Origin of the sequence: Anaerococcus tetradius (assembly GCF_947087635.1) — a bacterium.
GTDB classification, from domain to species: domain Bacteria; phylum Bacillota; class Clostridia; order Tissierellales; family Peptoniphilaceae; genus Anaerococcus; species Anaerococcus tetradius.
On sequence record NZ_CAMUDP010000002.1, the window covers coordinates 113609 to 132280 of the forward strand.

Annotated in this window: 13 protein-coding genes, 1 tRNA gene and 2 other RNA genes; 4 read left to right on the top strand and 12 right to left on the bottom strand. The window is 32.0% G+C overall.

Translation table 11 applies throughout. The features are described from left to right. Positions 1–77: 77 nt before the first annotated feature. From P6936_RS01300 to P6936_RS01325, 6 genes are read right to left on the bottom strand one after another with little or no spacing between them, the layout of a single operon-like run. Positions 78–1772, bottom strand: a complete 1695-nt coding sequence (locus P6936_RS01300) for a phospho-sugar mutase (protein ID WP_276880611.1) — start codon at positions 1770–1772, stop codon at positions 78–80. Next, a complete protein-coding gene (gene pulA / locus P6936_RS01305) occupies positions 1762–3690 on the bottom strand; it encodes a type I pullulanase (RefSeq protein ID WP_276880612.1) in 1929 nt (642 codons plus the stop codon). The genes P6936_RS01300 and pulA overlap by 11 nt, the downstream gene beginning before the upstream one ends. After that, positions 3665–5941, bottom strand: a complete 2277-nt coding sequence (locus tag P6936_RS01310; protein WP_276880613.1) for a glycogen/starch/alpha-glucan phosphorylase — start codon at positions 5939–5941, stop codon at positions 3665–3667. The genes pulA and P6936_RS01310 overlap by 26 nt, the downstream gene beginning before the upstream one ends. Continuing rightward, the gene (gene glgA, locus P6936_RS01315; protein WP_276880614.1) at positions 5922–7355 is read right to left on the bottom strand and encodes a glycogen synthase GlgA; all 1434 of its coding nucleotides are present in this window, start codon (positions 7353–7355) and stop codon (positions 5922–5924) included. The genes P6936_RS01310 and glgA overlap by 20 nt, the downstream gene beginning before the upstream one ends. Before the next feature lies 1 nt (position 7356). Continuing rightward, positions 7357–8481: a glucose-1-phosphate adenylyltransferase subunit GlgD gene (gene glgD / locus P6936_RS01320; RefSeq protein WP_004836054.1), complete on the bottom strand. Its 1125-nt coding sequence runs from the start codon at positions 8479–8481 to the stop codon at positions 7357–7359. 1 nt (position 8482) lies between these two features. Continuing rightward, complete coding sequence (locus tag P6936_RS01325) at positions 8483–9616, bottom strand: glucose-1-phosphate adenylyltransferase (protein ID WP_276880615.1); 1134 nt, start codon at positions 9614–9616, stop codon at positions 8483–8485. Positions 9617–9760: 144 nt separating this feature from the next. On the opposite strand from P6936_RS01325, the gene ssrA reads away from it, so the two are divergent. After that, positions 9761–10115, top strand: a transfer-messenger RNA (tmRNA) gene (ssrA, locus tag P6936_RS01330). Between the two features lie 467 nt (positions 10116–10582). On the opposite strand, the gene P6936_RS01335 is transcribed toward ssrA, so the two are convergent. From P6936_RS01335 to dnaX, 5 genes are read right to left on the bottom strand one after another with little or no spacing between them, the layout of a single operon-like run. Continuing rightward, a complete protein-coding gene (locus tag P6936_RS01335) occupies positions 10583–11980 on the bottom strand; it encodes a glycoside hydrolase family 32 protein (RefSeq protein ID WP_276880616.1) in 1398 nt (465 codons plus the stop codon). Positions 11981–11996: 16 nt separating this feature from the next. Next, positions 11997–12980, bottom strand: a complete 984-nt coding sequence (locus P6936_RS01340; protein ID WP_276880617.1) for a hypothetical protein — start codon at positions 12978–12980, stop codon at positions 11997–11999. Continuing rightward, positions 12973–13578, bottom strand: coding sequence for a recombination mediator RecR (recR, locus tag P6936_RS01345; RefSeq protein WP_004836156.1), 606 nt, complete (start codon positions 13576–13578; stop codon positions 12973–12975). Before recR ends, P6936_RS01340 begins: the two co-directional genes overlap by 8 nt. Beyond that, positions 13578–13916 (bottom strand): YbaB/EbfC family nucleoid-associated protein, encoded by a 339-nt coding sequence (locus P6936_RS01350; protein ID WP_004836157.1) that lies wholly within the window; start codon positions 13914–13916, stop codon positions 13578–13580. Before P6936_RS01350 ends, recR begins: the two co-directional genes overlap by 1 nt. A gap of 15 nt (positions 13917–13931) precedes the next feature. Continuing rightward, positions 13932–15749, bottom strand: coding sequence for a DNA polymerase III subunit gamma/tau (gene dnaX, locus P6936_RS01355; RefSeq protein WP_276880618.1), 1818 nt, complete (start codon positions 15747–15749; stop codon positions 13932–13934). A 119-nt stretch (positions 15750–15868) separates the two neighbouring features. Here dnaX and P6936_RS01360 point away from each other — a divergent pair. The 3 genes from P6936_RS01360 to cbpB all read left to right on the top strand — a co-directional run bounded on the left by P6936_RS01360 (position 15869) and on the right by cbpB (position 16830). Beyond that, positions 15869–15961 (top strand) — tRNA-Ser (locus P6936_RS01360). Then, positions 15961–16227: signal recognition particle sRNA large type (gene ffs, locus P6936_RS01365), an RNA gene on the top strand. The genes P6936_RS01360 and ffs overlap by 1 nt, the downstream gene beginning before the upstream one ends. A 123-nt stretch (positions 16228–16350) precedes the next feature. Continuing rightward, positions 16351–16830, top strand: coding sequence for a cyclic-di-AMP-binding protein CbpB (gene cbpB, locus P6936_RS01370; RefSeq protein WP_004836160.1), 480 nt, complete (start codon positions 16351–16353; stop codon positions 16828–16830). A 103-nt stretch (positions 16831–16933) separates the two neighbouring features. Here the strand turns inward: cbpB and P6936_RS01375 are convergent, their stop codons facing one another. Next, positions 16934–18589, bottom strand: a complete 1656-nt coding sequence (locus tag P6936_RS01375; protein WP_276880619.1) for a glycogen-branching protein — start codon at positions 18587–18589, stop codon at positions 16934–16936. Between the last annotated feature and the right edge of the window lie 83 nt (positions 18590–18672).

Here is an 18672-nt window from a genome sequence, read left to right on the forward strand (position 1 = left end):
ACGGAAAGTTCAAGTATTTTGTAAAATAAAAAGCAACCCTAAGCTAGTTAGACCTAGCTAAGGGTAGCTACTTTAACTTATTCGATTGAATTAATTACCTCTTGCATGAAGTCATTAATTCCCTTTAATTTTTCTTGAGATTTACTTGAACTTTCTCCTATTGCATTAATGTATAGCTTGATTTTAGGCTCTGTTCCAGAAGGTCTTAGGGCAAACCATGAATTATCTTCTAGATAATATTTCAAAACATTAGATTTTGGTAGACCTGTTTCATCCTTTTGATAGTCGATTATTGTTTTAACTTTAAGTCCGCAAAGTTCTTTTATTGGATTATTCCTAACTTTGCTCATAATTCTAGATATTCTCTCTTGACCGTCAAGACCTTCAAGAACTATAGATATAACATCATTAGAATAATATCCAAATTCTTTAAACAAATCTTCTATTACATCAAGTAAGCTCTTATTTCTTTCTTTGTAATATGCAGCCATCTCTGTTATCATCATTGCTGAATTTACTGCATCCTTATCCCTTACAAAGTCCTTATAGTTGTAACCAATACTTTCTTCAAAGCCAAAGATGAATTTACCACTTTCATTTTCATCCAATTCATTTGCAACGGCATAAATATTTTTAAAGCCTGTTAGAACGTCATATACCCTTACGCCATATTTGTTAGCTATTGGCTTAACTAGATCAGTTGATACTAGTGATTTTACAACTGCACCATTTTCTGGTAGTTGACCCTTGGCTGCTAGGGCTTCTAGAATATAATTTGCCAACAAAGAACCGATTAAGTTACCAGTTAGGAATTTATATTCGCCATCTTTATCCCTAATTTCAACAGCACATCTATCTGAATCAGGATCAGTTGCTAATAGTAAGTCAGCCCCAACTTCTTTTCCTAAAGTTTCTGAATATTTGAAAGCTTTTGGGTCTTCTGGATTTGGATAGCCTACTGTAGTAAAGTCAGGATCTGGATTTTCTTGTTCTTTAACAATATGGACATTCTTAAATCTTCTTTCATCAAGAATCCTTCTTACCAATTTGTTTCCACATCCGTTAAGAGGTGTATATACTACATTGATATTTTTATCTATAGCTTCATCATTAATTGTGCATGCCTTTACTTCCTTGATGTAATCTTCGATTAATTGGTCATCAACATATTCAACTATGCCTTCCTCTAAGGCTTTATCAAAATCCATTCTTGGAATCTCGAAAAAGTCTGGATGTTCAGCTATATGACCTAAAATTTTATCAGCAGTTTCATCAAGAATTTGACTACCTTCATGGTTATAAGCCTTATAGCCGTTGTATTCCCTTGGATTGTGGCTGGCTGTTACCATAACTCCAGCAACATTTCCTAATTTCCTAATTGTATATGAACAAACTGGTGTAGGTTGAATTTCCTTGTGGATATATACCTTGATGCCATTTGCAGCGAAAACTTCGGCGGTAACTTTTGCGAATTCTTCAGATTTATGTCTCACATCATAGGCAATTGCCACGCCCTTTTTCTTAGCTTCATCGCCAGCTTCGGCTATGGTATCAGCAAAGCCTTGAGTAGCTTGAGCAACATTATAAACATTCATCCTGTTTGTACCAGCACCTAATTTACCACGAAGACCAGCTGTTCCAAACTTTAGTGATTGGTGGAACCTATCTTTTATTTCTTCATCATCATCCTTTATACTTAAAAGATCTTTTTTTGTTTCATCATCAAATCTATCGTCTTCTAACCATTTTTTGTAAATTTCTTTATAATCCATTTTCTACTCCTAACTTAAATAAATTAACTGATTTACCTTCAATAATTAAAGCTTCGCTAATATCTTCATCTGTCTTATTTATACCCTCTTTAGAAAAGATTTTTCTAATTTTGTAAGTAGGATAGCCTATAAAGCTGTTCAAACTTTCTTTATCAAGGAAAAATCTATCATCTAAAGCATTAATTGCAATTAAATAAGTATCATCTTCATTTTTAATTTTATATATTATTGAAGAGTCTGGAATATTTTCCATAAAACTTAAATTATCCCTAATAAATTGAGCATCCGTATGGCTAAATACTTCCATCGATTTCCTTATTTCGATTAGAGCTTTAAGGTAGTTAAATATATCCATATTGTCAAGCTTATCTTGCCATTTAACCGAATTATTCCTAAGGGGTGATCTATAAGAGTTAGCATCGTTATTTTTACTATGATTAAACTCATTGCCTTCATAGATAAAAGGCTTACCGAAAGACAAAAAGATAATTCCTAAAGCCAACTTTACATAATCATCTATATTATCATATTCATTCAAAGATATAGCAAGCTTATCATATAAAATCAGATTATCATGACAGTTAAAATAGTTTATTGTCTCACTTGCCTTATCAGTAAAACCAATTCTCTTCTCATCATAGGCAATTGATCCTGCTATACCAGTTTCTATAGCCAACTTATTAGAGAAAATCCCCTGTATATATCCTTTTTCGTAACCATTTGCATCTCCCTTTATAGCATCTCTGAAATCATCATTAAAAACCGCAAAGGATTTTGATCTTTGAGATCCCTTAAGAATTTGTTTATCAAAAGCTAATGGAGAATAAAAAGCCATCCAAGGTTCACCATATATAATTATATTAGGATTTATTCTTCTAAGTTTTTTGAGGGCGAGCTGTATCGTATCTATATCAATTAGGGCCATCAAATCAAATCTAAAACCGTCAATTTTGTATTCCCTAGCCCAATGGCAGAGCGAATCAATTATAAGCTTTCTAACAAAAGGATTTTGACTGTTAATTTCATTGCCAACTCCTGAGCCGTTAGAAAAACTTCCATCATCATTCATCCTATGATAATACCCTTTAGCTAAAGTTTCTAAATTAGAATCGTAGGATTTGAAGGTGTGATTGTAAACAACATCCATAACAACCGAAATATTATTTTTATGAAAGGCCTGAACCATCTTTTTTAATTCTTTTATTTTAGAAATCGGGTCGTAGGGATCTGTCGCATAGGAGCCTTCGGGAGCAAAATATAATTCTGGATCATAACCCCAGTTATAATTATCATCATCAAAAAACTTGGCATCATCTTCGTCAACTGATATGAAGTCATATATAGGAAGAAGTTGGACATGGCTTATACCTAATTCCTTAATATTGTCAATCCCAGTCTTAACACCCTTAAATTTTGTATCTTCTTCACTAAGACCGAGATACTTGCCCATATTTTTTACACCACTACTAATATCTGCTGTATAATCTTTGACACTCATTTCATAGATTATGGCATCTTCTTCTTTATTATCAGGAGATTTTTGCTCTCTAAAACCACAAGGGTCGCTATCTTTTAAATCTATTACTGCAGAAGCCAAACTGTTAATTGATGATGAAAAAGAATAAGGATCTGTAACTTCGTATTTTCCATCGACTAAATAATTATAGAAATATCCTTTTAAGTCACCTTCTAGAGAAATTTCACATATGCCCAGTTCGTTTCTTTTCATAGGATATTTATCTTTCCTAGTTTTTCTGTAATCATCACTTATGAGAAGTTCTACCGACTCACTAGTGGGTGAAAATACTCTAAAGATAGTTTTCTCTTTGCTATAGATTGCCCCAAGCTTTTCATCTTCTATTTTCTCGTAAGTAAGATTTTTAATTTTTTCTTCAAATGCGGTTGTTTTGTCTACCATCAATACCGTTCCTTATAATTTTATTATCTAATTTAAAATTATTTGCCCATAGTATATTGTCTATTTCGTTGTTGACCCACTTATCCTTATCTAAATAGTCAGTTTCAATCTGTCTTCTCTTATCGACTAAATCGCTCAAATCCTTAAAAACTCTAAAAGAGTCATTGTACATCATGATTTGGTCATACATCACTTTAAAATCATATGGGAAATTTTCATAACTTTCTCTTATTAGATTATCTACCGTATATTTTACCATATCATTATTGTAGTAGAAATTATTTGCATCATATCTAGCAAAAAGACCATCATCAATTATTATCTTGTAAGTATCTCCTAATTTATAGAAGGAATTCTTCTCGGAGATATTCTTGCTAATTCCACCTTGGCTAGTTAAAATATTTGACATATTGAAGGCTGAGTTTAACATATGAAAATCTTGGTTGTCGAGAGTTGCGAGGGTCATGTTATTGTAAATATCACCGGCCCTTAAAATAATCTTTGACTTAAATACATTTACGTCTTCAACAAAAATTATTTTTATCTTTTCTCTTATAAACTTATCCTTATCAATCATCTTTTTTAGGGCAAGTATAAATTTAATAGTTTCCTTGGCCATAAAATATCCCACATTTGCCTTACCTGCAAAAACGTAAGTACAAGGAGTAACTCTCAAGTTGGTATTTTGTTTAATTAAATAATACTTATAAGCAATAGCCAAAGCATTAAGGATTTGTCTTTTACTTTCATGAACTATGGATAAATGTACATCAAATATAGCATAAGGATTGAGTTTTTCACCAGATAATTTTATTAAGTCGAGCTTATTTCTATATTTGACTTCTTCTAAATCATCAATAAAACTTCCCTTATTTCCTAATTTGTCAATTTTTAAAATCTCCCCTACAGATAAATCTGATATTCCATTTTTTTGGAAGATTTCCATTAATCTATAATTATTTTGTTCTGCATACATAAGCCTATCTGTACCAAAATTAGTGTATGATAGCTTCCTAATAGCAGTTTTCTCTTCTTTTAATATTTTTGATAGGAATATATAATCGTTAGATAGAGCAAGATTGATATTTTTAAACAAAACATATCCATTCTTAATCAAATAATAACTTGGATCTTCTTTAATTAACACATCCTGAATTAGTATTATCGTATCAAGAATTTCTGGATTTACTCTTTTAATCATATCTACCGGATAAGTTTCAAGGCTATCACCAGTAATAGAAAAAGCCATATGTTCAAAAACTCTCCTCGCTATAAAAATAGCCTCTTTTATACTTATATGAAAACGACTATTTAGGATTCTGATAAACTCAACTAGGGCAATAGTAGGATGGATATCATGAGCAAAGATTTTCACTCTCTCATCTATTCCATCAATACTCTCATATCTGTTCATATATCTTTTGATAATATCCCTTATTGCACTTGCTGAATAGAAATATTCCTGCTTAAGCCTTAGAAGCTTTCCATCGTAGGAAGAGTCATCTATATAAAGAAATTGGTTGATGGAACTAGTGCTTATGTAATCATCATAGGCTTTAAATATATCGCCTCTGGTAAAGTCAGCATAGCTAACTGCCTTTGTTGGTTCTGATTGTAGAAGCCTAAGTGTCGAAACAAAATCCGCCCTGTCATTTAGTATTGCCACATCATGGGCAATTGATTTATGTTTTTTTCCATCTATGTTTAATTCGTAAGAGAAACCCTTTTTGTGTTCCCAATTTGATCCTTCTGCTAGCCAATAATCAGAATATTCTACCTGCATTCCATCAATTAATTTTTGTTTGAGATTTCCATTCTCATAACGCAAAGCGTAGGCAACAGATCTAATCTTTCTATTAGCTAATTCATTTATTAGATAACTTGAACCGATGCCAATGTCTCCTACACCCAGACTAGCTTCTTTTTCAAAAGCTATCACTTCTTCATATGAAAAACCTATTTCTCTTAAAACTTCTCTGATTTCTTCTTCTTTATTGAGCTTAGCAATATTTCTTTCTATGAATTTACCAGGCAGGTATTCGAAACTTAGAATATATACCTCAAATTCACTCTCATCGGATTTACTTTCAACCCAAATTTCACCTATATCTTCCATTAATGCCCTGCACAGGCAGTCATAAACTTCATTAATTCTAGCATTATTTGCATTTTTCGCATAAAAAGAATACAAAAAACTTTGTATTCTTTTTAATAGCTTTCTTTCTTTGTTTCTATTTTGCTTTAATTTCATTGTATAAATCTAAATACTTTTCTCCGGATTTCTCCCAATCATTATTTTGCTCCATAGCATTAATTACCAATTTATCAAAAGCTTCCTTATTATCCTTATATAATTTTAATGCATCTTTTATGCAGAAAAGAAGCTCATGAGCATTGATATTTGCGAAAGAAAATCCTGTCCCCTCTCCTGTAAATTCATTATATGGACTAACTGTGTCTTTTAGACCACCAGCTTCCCTTACTATTGGTAAGGATCCGTATCTCATAGCTATCAACTGACTTATACCACAAGGTTCGGATATACTTGGCATTAGATAAAAGTCACTTCCTGCATAGATTTTATGACTTTCATCACCACTATAATAGATTCTTGCCGCTACTTTGTCAGGATATTTCCATTCAAAATACTTAAACATCTCTTCGTAAGTATAATCGCCAGTTCCTAACACGACAAACTGAACATCTTCTTGTAATAACTCATCCATTATGTATCTTACTAAGTCCAAACCCTTCATCTCGGTAAGTCTTGAACAGATACCTATAAGAGGCACATCACTTCTTTCAGGCAGTCCATACATTTTTTGCAAATCAAGTTTGTTTTCCACTTTTCCATCAATTTTATTTGCACTATAGTTAGACGATATCACAGCATCTGTTGCAGGATCCCAAATATCAAAATCTACCCCATTAACTATTCCACTTAACTTATAAGCATATTTTCTAATAACTCCATCGAGTCCTTCCCCATAGAATGGATATTGTATTTCTCTTGCGTAATTTTCTGATACAGTATTTAATGCACTAGAATGCACTATTCCACCCTTAACGAAGTTAATAGCATCGAAATATTTAAGATCATTTTCATTAAAATATGAACCATCTAAGCCAGCTAGCCTTAGATTATCAGGATCAAAAACCCCTTGATATTTCAAATTATGTATTGTAAATAAGCTTCTCACATCATCATAATAAGAATCGCCTTTTCTAAAATCATTTACGAATACATTAACCATGGCAGTATGCCAATCATTAGTATGGATTATGTCTGGCTTGAAATTTATTTCTTTGCCTAGCAAAGTACACGCTTTAGAAAAATATATAAATCTTTCAGCGTCATCATCATATCCGTAGATTCCATCTCTGTCAAAATACTCAAGATTGTCGATAAAATAGAAAATAACTCCATCCCATTTTAATTGATAGACACCAGCATACTGATGCTTCCAATCTAAATCCACAAAAAATTCTGTGACTTTTTCCATTTTGAGCCTAAATTCTTCACCTATAAACTTATACAATGGAAGAACCGCCCTACAATCAACACCTTTTTTTACCAATTCCTTTGGAAGAGCCCCCGCCACATCGGCAAGGCCTCCTGTCTTAATAAAAGGAACTGCTTCTCCCGTAAGAAAAAGAACGTTCATCTTAGATTCCTTTCTCCAATTCTTCATCCTTAGCTGTAACATATGGATGTGATCTATTACCAAATAACCTTGTATCTTTACCTACATAAGTTCCCTTGTCAGTTATAGCATAATTTAGAATTGCTCCATCTGATATAACTGAATCTTGGAAAATAATAGAATTTTTAACAACTGCTCCCTTTCCTATGCTAACACCCCTAAAAATAATAGAATTTTCTACATTACCCCTAATAATAGATCCATTAGCTATAAGGGAGTTTTTGGTACTTGATTCCTTGGTATATGAAGTAGATGGTTCATCCTTAGATTTAGTATAAACTAGACCATCTTCATAGAAGAGTTGATCAAAGTCGGCTCTATTTAATAACTTCATATTTGCATCAAAAAACGAATTGATGTCAGTTATAATTTCAAACTCTTTGTTATGCCTATAAAAATCAATCTTCATATCAGATGCAAAAGTGAAAAGAGCATTTAGGAAGGACATTTGAGAATCCCTTTCCATAGCCATTCTCAATATTCTCAAGAATAAATCTCTCTTAATCATAATAGAACCTAGGAACAAATCTATCTGATCAGACAAACCAAGATTTAGACCGACAGAAGAAGGCTTACCATCTTCATCAGAAGAAATAATTCTTCTATTTAGGTAATAACCATCTGTATCTTCTGTTTTGGTAGAGAAAATCAAACAATCTAAATCATTGGATTCCATGGTTTCCTTTGCATCAGTAATATCAACCTTATTAATATACATTGGGTTATTAATAAATATATAATCAGATTTATGATCTTCAAAATATCTTATAGTATCATAATAGGTTTCAATCTCACTTAAATTCTCTTTTGAAGAATATTTTGGAGGATTGATCAATAGACCACCATTTCTCCTATTTAATTCCCAACTCTTACCATTACCTATATGATCTAAGGTAGACCTCATCATCCTATTTGCATAAAGAACTACTCTTGAAATATCGTGATTGGTAACATTTGATAGAGCAAAGTCAATAACTCTATATCTTCCACCAAAAGGTAGCATATAATCTGGTCTACTTTTACACAAAGCACCATAATTTCTTTCATCAAATTCTGAACTATATATCAAAGCTACTATACTAGGCATATTACTCCTCCTCAATACCTTCATTGCTAACTAAATAAACTTTGCTGTCATCTTCCTTACCGATATTTTGAGTAATTTCCATATCTGAGGCAACTACGCAATTATATATCTTAACTCCACTTTTTACCTTAACTCCGTTAAGCAAAACCGAATTATATACTTCTGCTCCCTCTTCAACTTCTACACTAGAAAATAAAACAGAATTACAAACTATTCCATCAATAACACAAGCTTCATTAACTAAACAATCGCAAAGTTCTCCAGTCTTTCCAATTCTGTGAGGAGGCAAATTAAGAGAAGCTGTATAAATTTTCCAATTTTCATCGTAAATATCTAATTCATTTTCAGGATCAATCAAGTCGAGATTAGCTTGCCAAAAACTTCTTACAGTTCCAACGTCTTTCCAATATCCATCGAATTTATAAACATATAAATTCATGCCCTCTGCAAGCATTTTAGGAATTATGTCCTTACCAAAATCATTAGAAGAATCTTTATTTTTACTATCTTCTATCAATTCTCTTCTTAAAACTTGCCAATTAAATATATAAATTCCCATTGAAGCTAGATTTGATTTAGGATTTTGAGGTTTTTCTTCAAACTCAACTATCCTATCATTCTCATCAGTATTCATAATACCAAACCTAGATGCCTCATCCCAATCAACTTCCATTACAGCAATTGTAGCATCTGCACCATTTTTCTTATGAACATCTAAAAGCTCCCTATAATCCATCTTGTAGATGTGATCCCCTGATAAAATTAAAACATACTCTGGATTAACCTCGTCAAGATAATTTATATTTTCAAAGATTGCTGAAGCAGTTCCTTCAAACCACCTACCACCATCTTCTGTATAATATGGTGTAAGTATCCTAAGACCGCCAAAATTTCTGTCATAATCCCAAGGTGCACCAATTCCAAGATGTTGATTTAATAATTGTGGTTTATATTGAGTTAAAACTCCTATATCCTTAATGTCAGAATTTGTTGAATTACTTAAGGCAAAATCTATGATTTTGTATTTTCCACCAAAAGGTACAACAGGTTTTGCCATATCTCTAGTTAAAGCTTTAAGTCTTGAGCCTTGTCCACCAGCTAAAAGCATAGCTGCAATTTTATTAGAATTTCTCATAATTCCTCCTTAAAAAAGAAACATTCATATATTATATATACCCAAATGTATAAAAATAAATTGAAATAAACCTTTTCTTAAATATATTCTAACCAAAATCATTCCTTTTGACAAGCTTTTTTTAGCAAGTATAATAAACTAAATGGGGATGACTTGGTTTCGACGTGGTTGGGAAATCTCTAGTTGCAGGTCGTATGCCAAAACGTAAATTAGCAATTAAATATAAACGCAAACAACAATAGCGAAGCAAACTTCGCACTAGCTGCCTAATTAAGGCCGGCAATGAATGTTAAGCTTGTCGCAAGCCTAACATTCGTTTCATAATTTAAGCGACAACTATTGTATGTAAGCTTTGCCATACAATCAGTACTATGAAGCTAGCGTAAAAATTTTTGGTTGTATTTTGATTTTTTATGCAAAAATATAAATATAACTAAACTTGTAGATGCTATTGAATTATCTTCCACGGACAAGGGTTCGACCCCCTTCATCTCCACCATGCAATAATCATATAGCCACATGAAGATATTTAATGGAATATCAACGTATAAATAAAAATTTATACACTATTCAGTGTTTAAAGGCAGACTAAGGCGTATAAAATCATATGTTTGTAGCTAAAAACAAAAAAGTATAATAGAAGTTATAGAGGCCGATTAAGGCCCTTTTTTATTCGAAGTATTAACATATATGAACTGTATAATTTATATTTTTAAATCTTTGCGATATAAAAACACCTATAGCTTAATAATTGCATGCATAGAAAAATACCTAGCTCTCGACATGTCTAATTTTCTCTTATTCAAACTATATATAAAGCAGTTTTTTAAGTTTTAAATTATTGTTTAGCTTAAAGTGATTTGCTAATCTTGATTAGTTTGTATTAAAAAATCCATGGATTGGTTTTCTATCCATGGAAGTTCGTTAGTTTTTTTATAGCTAATTTTTGGTAAACTTAACTAAGTTTTATTCTATAAAGCTAAAAGAGTTTAACCTATATAAGCTAAATTCTAAGTTTTCTGAGTAAAAGTCTGCTTCTTTAGAGTAGACTCTTGTGGAAAGAACATATTCTCCTTTGTTTATAAATATTTCTATAGAAGATCTGTCTGAGTATATTCTTAAACTATTTATTTTTTCCACTTTAACTTTTCTTCTTGTTCTCCCTGCGGAAGATTTGCCCATAGCAAGTTCCAGAATTCCTTTTTCATATTTTAAGCTTACATCTTTTCTTAGATGTATAGAAAAACCTTCTGATATATCTTCTGCTATCGCTTCAAAAACAAGTTCATCATAATGATTGGTTGGTGGTATTTGCAATTTTTCTTTTCTAAGCTTCTCAAGTTCCTTTATTGGATTTTGATAAATTTTACCATCTATGACTGTAAGTTGCCTAGGAATTGTCAAGCAATGTTGCCATTTGTATGCTACACTTGGATTTGTATAGCTAGCGTCTGGCATACCCATCCATCCTATAAGGATTCGCCTTCCTTTAGAATCCTCAAAGCTTTGAGGAGCATAGAAATCAAAACCATAGTCTAATTCTTCGAAGTTCGCCAATTCGTATTTCTTGCTTAATAAATCAATTTTTATTGTAAAGTAGCCAGCCTGGTATATATTTTGATACTTGTATTCTTCACTTTCTAAACCCTGAGGACAAAGTATAAGAAAATCTCTATCATCTATGCTAAAAAAGTCAGGGCATTCCCACATATAGCCAAATTTACTTTGACTTTCAATTCTCATATGATAGGTAAAGTTTTCTAAATCTGTTGATTTAAAAACTAATACTAGGCCCTTATCTTCTACTGATCTTGCACCCAAGAACATATAATAAGTCCCGTCTTTTTGGTATATTTTGGGATCTCTTACATGTTTGGTCATATCGGATGGGTAGTCATCATTCGACAATATCAATTTTTTCTCATCAAAATCATATCCATCCGATATAATTTTTATTGTATTGTGTTCCCTACCCTGCCTAATATAGTCAAAATCTCCCTTGTGCTTGACATTTCCAGTATAGAAGAAATTGATTTTATTATCTTTTACAAAGGCAGATCCTGAGTAAGCTCCACCATAATCAAGCCTCGTATCAGGAAAAATGAAGGGGTCTTCTCTTTTGTAGTTTATAAAATCAGGGCTACTCACATGTCCCCACAAAACATCAGACTTTTTTTCATCTAAAGGTGAATATTGAAAGTAAATATGGTATTTACCATCGAAATAGCACAAGCCATTAGGGTCATTTAACCAGCCTGCTTGGGGATATATATGAAAACTTTGAAGTAAAGGATCTTCTTTTACTTTTTTGCACATATCTTGAAATTTATCTTTGTTTTTCAAGTACATTTCTTCATTAAACATCTAGTCTATATCCTTACTATTTTCTATAATAAAAATCATCCGATGGCCTATCACCTTGATAGAAATCTAATTTAGCTTTTTCTAGATAATCTAAGAAAAGATTATACATTCCCACCATAGTATCACCTTCTATGTAGACATTATTCATATTTTGATATATGTTAATAGCGTCTTGATTGTTTATATCATACTTATTTATTACATCTGTTGAAATTTTTGAATCATTTTTGATTTTCGCTTGGCTTGCCTTGTAATCATCTAGGAATTTATCGAAGGCTTCTTTGTTGTCTTTAAGAAAATTTTTATTTACAAGGATTACTTCCGAAATAAAATCATCTAGTTTTCCATTGCTTTTAATTGGAAAAAAAGATAGCATATCAGAAATCCTATATATATTATCGACATGGCCTGCTACTTTAGACAAATTCGGTTCTGAAACAATAGCTATTGCAAAATCATCTTTGTCTAGAATTTCTTTGAGTTCTTGTGAATCCTTATATCTTTCAATTTTTACACCAAATAGTTTCTTTAATATACCAAGCTTAGCATCTATCATGTTTTGGTAGCTATCTCCTAAATCTGGTATATAAATAACCTTTCCAATCAAAGCCTTAGGAGTCAATATCTCAGATTTACTGACTGCATAGAGGTTGTTAAGAAGGGTTATTGCCGAAATTTCAACAGATTGCTTACTTGAATTATAGATACTTGGAGCTAATATTGCCGGTACTAGGGCTATATCAAAATCTCCATTTTGGACTTCCGAAAAAGACTTGCAATGCTCGACATCATAAGTATCGTTATCATCCTTCATGCAATCAAGCAAGATTGCTGACGAAAAGCTTGTCGTCTTAATTCTAATTTTGTTGGATACTGGCTTAGAATACTCGGCATGGGAACCTTCTAAGGCTTCTTTTTTAGTAGCTTTCTTAAATGACGAACAAGAAGTTAAGACAAAAATCCCAAGGATAATAAAGATGATTTTTTTTATTTTAATCAACTATTTCTCTCCTATCTTCTAGTGCTCTCTCTAAAGTTAATTGGTCAAAGTACTCAAGATTAGATCCAACAGGGATACCTTGAGCAAGCTTTGTGATTTTCACATTCTTATTCGATAGAAGGCCTGTCAAAAACAGACTTGTTGTCTCCCCTTCTATTGTAGATGAAATAGCCAATATAACTTCTTTTATATCTTCTTTGTCAATTCTCTCCAGTAATTTATCGACATTTAACTTATCAGGACCTATATCATCAGAAGGCGAAATCAGCCCACCTAGGACATGGTAGCGTCCCCTGTAGGCGTGGGATTTTTCTATTGCTATAAGATTTTTCACATCTTCAACTATACACAAACATTCTTCGTTTCTAGTTATATCCTTACAAATATCACAAATGTCTTCTTCTGTTAAATTTCCACATATTTCACAAGAATGAATCCTCGATTTTACTTCTAATAAACTTTTTGCAAATTCATCAACAGAATCCTTATCCCTATCTACAATAGACATGGCTAGTCTTTCTGCACTCTTGCGACCTATGGTTGGTAATTTTTGGAACTCGTCAATTAAATTTACTAGAGATTCCGGATAAAGGGCCATTACATTAAACCAGGAATATTAATTCCACCTGTTAATCTACCCATAGTTTCTTCATTATAACTTGCTGCCTTTGCCATGGCATCGTTAATTGCAACCATTATAAGGTCTTCTAACATTTCCACATCTTCTGGATCAACAACATCTGGATTAATCTTAATAGCTAAAACTTCTTTTTTGCCATTAACAGTAGCTTCTATTACTCCACCTCCAGCAGTTGAAGAGAATTCTTTTTCTTCTATCTCTGCTTGAGCCTTTTCCATTTGCTCTTGCATCTTCTTAACTTGTTTCATCATATTGTTCATATTTGGTGCACCTGGTCTAAATCCGCCTCTTGCCATAATTTTCTCCTTTTCTTACTTAATTATTAATTCTTCCTTAAATATTTCCTTCAATCTGTCTATATTTGAAGGCTCTCTATTAGTTTCTTTCTTATGATTAATCTTATTTTCTAAGTCATTAGCTCTTACTTCAATATCCTTATTATTCTTATGGTCATTTGCTAAAGAGCTAGTTTTTTTTTCTTTATTTTTTTCTATATTTGAATAATTATCAATAGAAAATACAAGGTCCTCATCTAGGATTTCATTTAATTGACTTCTAATATCTTCTGTCTTGGTTTGGATGAAAATCCCGTAAAAATCGTCCTTTAGATACAAAGTAAAGTTTCCCTTTTTGTAAGTATAGTTAAAACCATCTGATTCAAACATAGTTTTTAGCATCCTACCAGCAGTCTTTATAATCATTGCTCTTATGTCATCAATAACTCTTGGGGCAAGCTCTATGGAGCTAGAAAAATCCGAGCTTTCATTATCTATAGGAGAATGCTTTTCTTCTTTAGCCGAATCATTGGATTCTATAACTTCATTTAGCTTCTCATTATTTATTATTTCATAATTTTTATCGATAGCTTTATTATCTTCATCGACTTTGTTTATATTAAACTTGCCTATTGTATCCCTAGCTTCTACGCTCTTTATTTCATCAAGATCAATCTTAGCTAACTTATCATCAACTAGCTTATTAATAATACTTACTATATCATCATCTTTACTTTCTTCCAAAGCCCTAAGTCTTGAATCTATTGATTTAATATCCTTACTCGTTATAAGTCTAACAAGCATTAGCTCTATTATCAAATCTGTATTATCGGCAGACCTTAACTTGTTAGAATAATCACTGAGTATATCAAGCATATCTAATAATCTATCTATCTCAAGCTCAGCCGCTCTTTTTTTGATAAAATCAGCTCTTTCTTCATTTTCAAAAAGCCTATCATCCCCCGTCATTTTATAAATCATTATATCCCTAAGATAAAAAGTTAGGGAGTCTAGGATATCCTTGTTGGATTTATTATTCTCCCTTAATGAAAAGACATAGGATAAGGACTCACTTTGGTTATAGGAAATAATAGAAGAAGTCAGCTTATCTATTTCAAAAAAGTCAACTACTCCCAATAAATTTTCAACTTCTGCCAAAGTAAACTTAGCTTTATCAAATGATAGAACTTGGTCGAGGATACTTAGAGCATCACGCATAGCCCCGCTTGCTTTTCTAATTATAAGATCAATAGCTTCATTTTCCATTACTATATTTTTATCTTCTAAGATTAGATTTATCTGCTCTTTAATTTTTTTTGCTTCAATTTTGTTAAATTCAAAATTTTGAGCCCTGGATAAAATAGTATTTGGAATTTTATCTATTTCAGTTGTCGCAAGTATAAAAACCAGATGACTTGGCGGCTCTTCCATAATTTTAAGAAGGGCATTAAAAGCCTCCCTAGTAATCATGTGAGCCTCATCTATAATATAGACCTTATACCTTAGCTTGTTTGGTGGATAGATTACATTATCTTTCAAATTTCTAATATCATCAATCCTTCTATTGCTTGCGGCATCCATCTCAATAATATCTATTGTGGATTCTTCATCAATAGCCTTACAATTTTCACATTCAAGACATGGTGATCCATCGACAGGATGAAGGCAATTAATAGCCTTAGCAAAGATTTTGGCACAAGTAGTCTTGCCACAACCTCTTTCCCCTGCAAAAATATAAGCATGAGAAAAGTTCTTATTTTTTACTTGATTTTTAAGAACATTGACAACCCTGTCTTGACCTAAGACTTGGTCAAAAGTTTTGGGCCTGTATTGTCTATACAAAGCTTTTGCCATAATTTTTCCTTTCTATCAGATTTATTATACCATAACTAGGAACTAATAATAAGTAAAGATCATATCATAAATTTATTTGATATTTCATTTATTAAAAGTATAGTTTAATAATGTAGTAAGGAGAGCTGTCCGAGTGGTTGAAGGAGCACGATTGGAAATCGTGTATACGTAATATAAGCGTATCATGGGTTCAAATCCCATGCTCTCCGCCATGCACTAGACGGGGAGTTAGCGGTGCCTTGTAACCTGCAATCCGCTATAGCAGGGTTTAAATCCCAATTGAGGGACTAATTCTTTATCTAAGACTTATGAGAATGGTGTTGATTGTTAGGTCTTACGCAACAGGAAGCTGTGAATCATGTCAGGACGGGAACGTAGCAGCATTAAGCAGTCCTTTCTGTGTGCCGTAAGGTCACCTAACATGAGTCGGACTCATAGGACACTTCTTAAAGTCTTAGCTTCGATTTTGGGTGTGCTTACATATCAAGTCGTCAGATAATTTTTCGTCTGACGACTTTTTCTACATTAAAAATACAAATAACTATATTATAATATAATTAGATAAAGTTGAATATGATAGAATTACCTTGAGAGGTGTAAAATGATTAGTAAAAAATTTAAAGATATGTTTTATAGACCAACAGAAAATCTAATGATACCTGCTTCTGAGGTTGCAATATGTCATGAGGAAGATTCCTTGCTCCATGCCGTTCTCGTCTTATCTAATTCTGGTTATCAAATAATTCCAGTAGTAGACGATGATAATCATGTAAGAGGTTTAATTTCCATATCTTGTATAGTCACCAGCTTTGATAATCTTTCACTTTTTGATGAAGACAAACTAGCTTCTATTAAAGTTAAAGAAGTAATGAACCAAGTAGTGCCAATGTTATTTGATAATTACGATCTCGAAGATGTTCTAAGGCTTTTGATTAATAACAACTTTGTATGTATAACCTTAAAGAACGGATATTTTCTTGGTATAATTCCAAGAAAAATTGCTTTGGAAAGATTTACCCATATAGCCCATAATATAGAAAATGAATATGAGCTAAAAGAAATAGAAAAAGAATACATCTAAAAAAGGGGCTGTTGCAGAATGAATAGATCGTCCTAATATCAATAGAAGAACCTTCTAATGATGGAACGATGATTATTCATAATTTTGCAACAGCTCCTTTTCTTTACTTAATTCTAAATATCGCTGCAGAAAATCCTTTAATATTTATATTATCTCCAATATTAACTAGGCCATTAACATTAGCTGAGCCTTTATATTCAAGACTTTCTGTATTTATTATTTCTTCTAAAGAATAATCACTTCTTATTTCGTAATCAATATCAGTAAAATTAATTATTACTAGAAGCTGTTCATCTTTATAAATTCTCTTGTATGCATAAAGACTAAACCCGCCAATATCTAGGTATTGAGTCGAGCTGTCCTTACTATTAAGAGCCTTTTCTTTCATGAAAACTTTGCTAATATCTCTAAAATATCTGTTAATATCTTTAAGATTATTCTCGTAAGAATCAAAAGCAAATTTATTATATATACTATAAGTTCTTAAATCTCCACAATCATCTCCCATAAAGAGCAATTTAGGACTTTTTAAGCTAAAGAGGAAGGTAAAGAGAACTTTCTCTTGCTCAAACTTTTTATCATCAGTATGCATCTTCATGGCAAGATTTGCTTCATTTTGATAGGAATCCACATAAGAAAAACCTAATATCCTATCTTTTCTATCATTTACTATAATATCATTAATAAAGTTTTTATAATAATCTCTTTTTATAGCTTGGTCTTTTAGCATATTGATTAGGGTCTTGCTTCTATTGTCAAAAACCATATCAAAAGATAGGTCCAAATCATAAATACCGTTAAATGAAGCCAAAATCAAAAGATCCTTAGCCTTTAGATAGGAAATAAGATTTTCTATAAAAGCTATGTTATTCTTGTTGATTCCCCTAGTCTTATCACCCTGCCAATATAAAGAGTTTTCAACTGATGGAAGTAAGATTCCATCTAACTTATACTCATTTACCCAATAGGCTATAGCACTTTGTATATAAGATTTTGTAAAATTCTTGCTTAAATCATAGTTAATAGACCCATAATAATTATAGATGATATCCTCATAATCGTAATTGTACATACTAGATCCATCAAATCGAAGAAGACCATTTTTATCAGGATCAAATCCTCCAATGTCGACTTCTAGGAAAAGCTCTATATTATTTTTGTGAGCCTTATCTACAAACTTCTTAAAGTCAAGTCCACTTGCATACCTTTCAGAATAGGAAAATAAGTTCATGGCAGAATATCCCATGTACTTATAGTTTTGATACTCATTTACGGGCATTAACAATACAGATGTGTAATTGTTAGCTTGGCAATGCTCGATAATTGAATCGAAAATTTCATGACTCGTCTTATCTTTATCTTTAAATAAAGTAGCAAGATGAACCTGGAGAATATTTTTATTTGTTGCTTTTTTCCTCTTTGACTTAAATTTATAATCATCATCTACAAGAACTGATGACTTTTCCTTATAATCAATCATTTTTGAATAAGGATCAATCTTTGTAAATTCCTTATCAGAATTTTTAATGATGTATTGATACTTTTGCCCTTCTTTCGCATCTTCAATACTTATAGAAAATACTCCTGTCGGATATTTCCTCATGGCTTGTCTTTGCCAATTGTTGAAATCTCCAATTATATATACTTCACTCGCCTCTTTTGCTAATAATCTAAATATATATCCCTTATCTTTCTTATGAGCTCCAAAAAACTTATAGCCATCGAAAGATAAACCTTCTAAGTAATCTCTGGTATTCATATACACTCCTTTAGCACATTATACTATTAATCGAGTAGGAGGTTAATGATTAATTCATCTACCGACCTCTCACACCACCGTAC